At 58.7% G+C, this 6555-nt stretch carries 4 protein-coding genes and 1 pseudogene; 2 read left to right on the top strand and 3 right to left on the bottom strand.

Annotated elements, in window-relative coordinates; translation table 11 throughout:
- A pseudogene (locus BSU04_RS31250) lies at positions 1-1069 on the bottom strand (excinuclease ABC subunit A); the annotation flags it as partial.
- A 723-nt stretch (positions 1070-1792) separates the two neighbouring features.
- Between BSU04_RS31250 and BSU04_RS31245 the strand changes: the two are divergent.
- A complete protein-coding gene (locus BSU04_RS31245; RefSeq protein WP_089164146.1) occupies positions 1793-3448 on the top strand; it encodes a bifunctional aspartate transaminase/aspartate 4-decarboxylase in 1656 nt (551 codons plus the stop codon).
- Between the two features lie 115 nt (positions 3449-3563).
- Here the strand turns inward: BSU04_RS31245 and BSU04_RS31240 are convergent, their stop codons facing one another.
- A complete protein-coding gene (locus BSU04_RS31240; RefSeq protein ID WP_179258498.1) occupies positions 3564-4742 on the bottom strand; it encodes a porin in 1179 nt (392 codons plus the stop codon).
- Between the two features lie 366 nt (positions 4743-5108).
- Between BSU04_RS31240 and BSU04_RS31235 the strand changes: the two genes are divergently transcribed.
- The gene (locus BSU04_RS31235; protein WP_089164144.1) at positions 5109-5477 is read left to right on the top strand and encodes a nuclear transport factor 2 family protein; all 369 of its coding nucleotides are present in this window, start codon (positions 5109-5111) and stop codon (positions 5475-5477) included.
- Here BSU04_RS31235 and motB read toward each other — a convergent pair.
- Positions 5466-6533, bottom strand: coding sequence for a flagellar motor protein MotB (gene motB / locus BSU04_RS31230; protein ID WP_089164143.1), 1068 nt, complete (start codon positions 6531-6533; stop codon positions 5466-5468). The two genes, BSU04_RS31235 and motB, sit on opposite strands and share 12 nt — an antisense overlap.
- Positions 6534-6555: the final 22 nt, after the last annotated feature.

Here is a 6555-nt window from a genome sequence, read left to right as displayed (position 1 = left end):
CCGATACCGATGCCGATACCGATGCCGATACCGATGCCGATACCGATGCGTCCGTCGGCGCCTGACCGCGAGCGACAGGGCGCAAAACATCGGCGACACGGGCGAGCGGCATCTGCGATAACTCGCCTATATCGAGTCCCGCGAATGTTACGGATAACGCCTCGGGCTTCAATCGCTTGCCATGGCACGATGGACACGCACTGCTCACCATGAAACGCGACACGCGCTTCTTCATCAACGCACTTTGCGTGTTGGCGAAAGTGTGCAGCACATATCGTCGCGCACCTGTAAACGTGCCTTGGTAGCTCGGTTCCGCGTGGCGCTTGAGCGCGGCGCGCGTCTCTTGCGGCGTCATGCCGGCATACACGGGAGCGGTCGGCGTCTCGTCCGTGAACAGGATCCAGTCGCGGTCTTTCTTCGGCAAGTCGCGCCACGGCGTATCGACATCAAACCCCAGCGTGACCAGGATGTCGCGCAGGTTCTGACCATGCCATGCCGGCGGCCATGCAGCGACTGCACGCTCGCGGATAGTCAGCGAGTCGTCGGGGACCATTGATTGCTCCGTCACCTCGTAGACACGACCCAGGCCGTGACACGTGGGACACGCCCCTTGCACCGTGTTCGGCGAGAAATCCTCGGCGAACAGCATGGGTTGTTTTGCCGGGTAGGTGCCGGTGCGCGAGTACAGCATGCGCACGAGGCTTGACAGTGTAGTCACGCTACCCACCGACGAGCGTGCGTTAGGCGTACCACGTTGCTGCTGCAGAGCGACAGCGGGCGGCAAGCCCTCGATTGAGTCCACTTCCGGAACACCGACCTGATCGATAAGGCGACGTGCATAGGGCGCCACGGATTCGAAATAACGGCGCTGCGCTTCGGCGTAGAGCGTGCCGAACGCGAGCGACGACTTGCCCGATCCCGAGACGCCGGTAAACACGACGAGCGCGTCGCGCGGAATGTCGACATTGATGTTGCGCAGGTTGTGCTCGCGGGCGCCTCGCACCCTCACGAAGCCGGACCGGGAGGGATGGGGTGATGGGTCTTCGGGTTTCTTGTTTCGAGTTGGCATGCGTTTTAAAGCCGTTGTGTGGTTCAGTTTGCCAGCCCTGCAGCAAGGACGTGTCCGAGCAAGATGAAGTAGTCGCGTGATGCCTGGTCGCGCGGATGGCAAACAGTTTAAGTGGCTGGCTGAATTGCCGTCGATCCGGCAGGTCCATTGGGCGCACGGGGCGTGCCCGAATGCTTGCTCTCTGGTATCCGGGATATTTACCCGGGCGCTTGGAAGGGGTTTAATCAACCTTGATCAAATCGGCTAATTAGTCTGTTATGTTTCGGTTCAACCCGTAACCGCCATCACGCGCAGGTCTGCCCATCATTGCGACCGATAATGCGACCGAGTATCAAGCTCTTTAAACGCTATTTAATTACATCCAGCGCGACCATTGCCAGCAAAAGCCAGCGGACGCAAGCCCAACGGGAAAACATAAAGCGATTGCGTTTAAAGTTTTCTCCCCTAGACTATTAACTCGCAAGCCTGCGGACGGTGTTGGGATTATTTCATTGCCCAAAATTATAGTGGTCATAATGCATAAACAATCTAAGTGTTGATTTGCGGCATAGTTGCGAAGATCAGTTAAAAAGGAGTGGAGTGGTGCCCGGTTAATGTGCTGCAACCGGGCTGCAATCAAAGACGCATAATCTGAAAATTCATTGCCGCTTTTCTCCCAAAGGGACTGACGTTTCCCCGAGAACGTCGATCTTTCAAGCAGTCGATCATTTCTGGAGGTGTTGGATGGCAAAATCTACAAAGGCGGGCTCGCAAGAACAATCCAAGATCGCGGCGCTTAGCCCGTTCGAACTCAAGGACGAATTGATCAAGGCCGCCGGCGGCGGCGCGGTCGAGCGTCCCGCCAACGCAGCCATGCTGAATGCAGGACGGGGCAATCCGAACTTCCTCGCCACCATTCCGCGCCACGGCTTCTGGCAACTCGGCCTTTTCGCGATGCGCGAGTCGGAGCGCTCGTTCGCCCACATGCCCGAAGGGCTGGGCGGCTTTCCGAAGCGCGAGGGGCTGGAAGAGCGCTTTGAAATTTTTGCACGCGACAACAAAGGCGTTCCCGGCATCGACTTCTTGCGCGGCGTGCTGTCGTATGTGCGCGACCAGCTCGGTCTGAATGGCAGCGAATTCCTGTACGAAATGTGCGAGGGGATTCTTGCGTCGAACTATCCGGTGCCGGACCGGATGCTGAAGTTGTCCGAGGTGATTGTTGCGCAGTACCTGAAGAAAGAAATGATCGGCAAACACCCGTTCGTTGGTGACTTCGATACCTTCGCAACTGAAGGCGGCACTGCCGCCATGACCTACATCTTCAACACGATGCGCGAGAATCACCTGATCAAACCAGGCGACACTATCGCGCTAGGCTCGCCCATCTTTACGCCGTATATCGAGATCCCGACGCTTAACGACTACCAGTTGAACGTGGTCAACCTGGACGCCGACGTGGAACTCGGCTGGCAATATTCGAAGAAGGAACTCGACAAGCTGCGCGATCCGAAGGTGAAGGCGTTCTTCCTCGTGAATCCGAGCAATCCGCCTTCGGTCAAGATGAATACCGAGAGCCTCGAGTACATTGCGGAGATCGTGAAAGAACGGCCGGACCTCATTCTGCTGACCGACGACGTATACGGCACCTTCGCCGACGACTTCGTCTCGCTGTTCGCGTTGTGTCCGAAGAACACCATCCTCGTGTATTCGTATTCGAAGTATTTCGGTGCGACCGGTTGGCGGCTTGGCACGATCGCCATGCACCGCGAGAACGTGATCGACGAACTGATCCGCAAGCTGCCGAAGGAACAGCGCAAGGAATTGCATGAGCGCTATGAGTCGATCACCACCGAGCCGGAGAACCTGAAGTTCATCGACCGCCTGGTGGCCGACAGCCGTACTGTCGCGCTGAACCACACGGCAGGACTTTCCACGCCGCAGCAAGTGCAGATGGTGCTGTTCTCGCTCTTCGCGCTGATGGATACGCCTGAAGCCTACAAGAACGCGCTCAAGCGCCTGATTCGCGGCCGCAAAGAGGCGCTATACAGGGAGATAGGAATCTCGTTTGACGACAGCGACGTGAACCAGGTCGATTACTACACCATCATCGACCTCGAGTTCCTTGGCAATCGCGCCTATGGGCCTGAGTTCGTCAAATGGCTCTTCGCGAATACCGAGCCCTCCGAGCTGCTGTTCCGGCTCGCGAAGGAAGCACGTGTCGTGCTCTTGCCGGGACGTGGCTTCGGCACGCAACATCCATCGGGCCGCGTGTCGCTCGCCAATCTCAACGAGAGCGACTACAAGGCGATCGGCCGTGCGATGCGCAAGCTGATGGTCGAATACGTCGAGCGCTATAACGCAGCAACGGGCAAGTCGCTTGATAAAAACAAGGTGCTCTGATTGTTCTGCAACGCTTGGTACTTCAGGCGTCGGATAAAAAACGGGCCGCTGGGGTGAAGTCATCCCAGCGGCCCGTTTCAACGACTAAAGCCTGCTTTAGAACTTGTGACGCGCTTTAGAACTTATGACGAATACCCACGCGTGCAGCGATCTGTTCATTCGTACCGCTGCCCGACGTGCCGAAGTAGCTCGTGCTCGAACCAATCTGCGCTTGCACAGGGGTGCTGCCATTTGAACCCGACGCGTGTTGATAGATACCCAGCACGTAGACATCGGTACGCTTGCTCAGCGCATAGTCCACGCTTGCGTCGACCTGGTTCCACGTGCCTTTCGCGGAATCGGTGAGCTTCATGTACGTGTAGCCGAGGCCGCCGGTAAGCGCCGGCGTGAACGCATACTTGCCGCCGATTTCATACGCGTTGAACTTCGACGTCGCGCCCGTGATGGACTCAAAGCGCGTGTTGGTCCAGAGGCCGAACACCGTTGCAGCAGCAAACTTGTAGCTGGCACCAATACCAAACGTACGGAGGTCTTTCGAACCGCCCGTTGCAACGTTCGCGATGCTCGTGCTGAACGCCGGCGTCGACGAACCCGGGTAGTGGATGTCCGTGTAAGCCGCGCCAATACCAAATGGGCCGCCAGCGTAGTTCACGCCGAAGCTGTACGCGCGCGACGAACCTTGTGTCGTGACGCCTGCGGTCGTCGTAGTGGGCGAACCCGAAAAAGCGCCAGCCTGGTTCGAGAAGCCGTACAAGCCGCCAAACGTTACGCCATGGAAGTTCGCGCTGCTGAACTTGATTGCGTTGTTGATACGGCTCGACGTGAGCTGGTCCACGTCGTTGATGTGGTAAGCGTAGTTGCCGGCAACCGTCTGGCCGCCGATGGAGTACGAACCGCCGAGGTAATCGGTCGAGAACGTGTATTGCCGGCCCAGGGTCACCGAGCCGATATCCGACTTCGAAATCCCCACGTACGCTTGCCGGCCGAATTCCGCGCCGCCTTGGCCGAGCGTGCCGTTGCCGCTGTTGAAGCCACTCTCCAATGTGAAGATCGCCTTCAGGCCGCCGCCCAGATCTTCAGCGCCGCGCAGGCCCCAACGGCTGCCTTGCGCCACACCGTCGTCATACTTGAAGTTCTTCGAACTGCCGGTCGTGCCGACGGCGCTGTGGTTCACATAGCTGATACCGGCGTCAACGAGGCCGTAGAGCGTGACGCTGCTTTGAGCTTGAGCGGAAGTAGCCGATGCGGCGAATGCCGCCATTGCAGCAGTGGCGAGCAGTGTTTTACGGTTCAAAACGTTCTCCCTGAGCGTGGGTTTGAGTAAGTAACGCAAGTAAGCGACGCAAGTAAGCGACGCGAGTAAGTGATTCAAATAATTGATGCACGGCATCGGACTCTGACGGTCTGTAGCTCGCGACGGGCGGACTTTAGCGAATGGGTGTGTAAGGTATATGACAGTTGTTTTTAAGCGACGACTACAGAAGAGACCTTCCGCTAGGGATCCGGACCGGTTAATTGGCGAGCGATCAGCCGACGAATCGGACGCCAGATCGACCCAAAATCAAAGCGGCTCAAGATGGTTTCCGCAGGGACGCGAAAGCGCGTTTTAGCGAATCGTTGCGCTATGCTGGCGGCTCATCTTCAAGCTAGGGAACAAACGATGACCGAGAGCGTGATAGCGGAACTGGAAGGGCGGTTGCGGGACGCCATGCTCGCGTCGGACGCGGACGTGCTTGATGCGCTGCTCGCCGACGACCTCACGTTCGTCGATGCCACAGGCAAGGTGTGGAGCAAGGTCGACGACCTGAACGCGCATCGCTATGGGATACAGCGGATCGAGCGGCTGGAAATCAAGGAACAGACAGTGCGCGTGTACGGCAAGAGCGCGGTGACGCTCACGCTTGCGGCGCTGAGCGGCCAGTTCGGCGGCGTGCCGCTCTCGGCCAATCTTCGCTACACGCGTATGTGGGTAGAGACGGAGAGCGGCTGGCGGATCGCCGCCGCTCACTGCAGTGTGTTAGCTTTTTAAGGCCGGCCCGGCGGTTGCCGACGCAGCGTGCGGTTTCGCCTGTTGTTCCCCCACGACTGCCGGAATCACAGCGCTTGCGAGCTTGGACCCGACGGCCGCTGGAAGTATTGAGCTTGCCGGCTGCGACTCATCCACGGCGGTGCGCCCGCCGTCTGCAAAGAACCGTTGTTCCGCGGCCTTGTTCAAAACCAGGATGCTGATGCGCCGGTTAGTGGGTTCGTCGGCGACTGCTTTGTTGAGCGGCAATACATCAGCTAGTCCGCGCACTTGCAGGATCTTGCCTTCGTTCATGCCGCCGGCAATCAACGCGCGGCGTGCAGCGTTCGCCCGTTCGCTCGACAGTTCCCAGTTCGAATAACCTGTTTCACCGCCTGAGTACGGCACGGCGTCAGTGTGTCCGGCGATCGACACGCGGTTATCCACGTCGTTGAGCGAGGCGCCGATCTGCGAGAGGATGGTCACCACGTACGATTCCAGCTTCGCACTGCCTGAGGGGAACATCGGCCTCTTGAGCGAGTCGACGATCTCGATGCGCAATCCTTCGCTCGTGATGTCAATACGAATCTGATCCTTGTACGCCGCCAGCGCCGGCGTGCGTTCGATCAACGCACTGAGCTTCTGCTTGAGTTGCTGCAGACGCTGCGCGTCGTCCTTCGCTGCGGCAGCAGCGGTCGCAGTCGCGGCCGCGCGTTCGGTCGTCTTCGGTAACGGCTGGGGCTGGCTCTTGGTTGCTTCTCCCGGACGCGAACTCGATAGATCGCGTCCGCCGCCTTCGATCACACTCGTGCGAGCGGCACCGCTGCCGTCCTTGCCGCCGAAGACCGTCGACAGCGGCGTGTTGAAATAATCTTCAATACCCTGCTTGTCGTACTTCGAGGTCGAGCCGAGCAGCCACATGAGCAGGAAGAACGCCATCATGGCCGTCACAAAATCCGCGTAGGCGATCTTCCATGCGCCGCCATGATGGCCAGCGTGCCCGGACTTTTTCTTGCGTCGCACTACAACGGTCGGCGCCAGCACCGACTGCATAGGATCGCGGGAGGGGGAGTCAGCCATGAGCGAACCTCTTGATGATCTG

Source organism: Caballeronia sordidicola (genome assembly GCF_002220365.1).
Classification (GTDB): Bacteria; Pseudomonadota; Gammaproteobacteria; order Burkholderiales; family Burkholderiaceae; genus Caballeronia; species Caballeronia sordidicola_C.
This window is presented reverse-complemented; position numbering and strand designations above follow the sequence as displayed.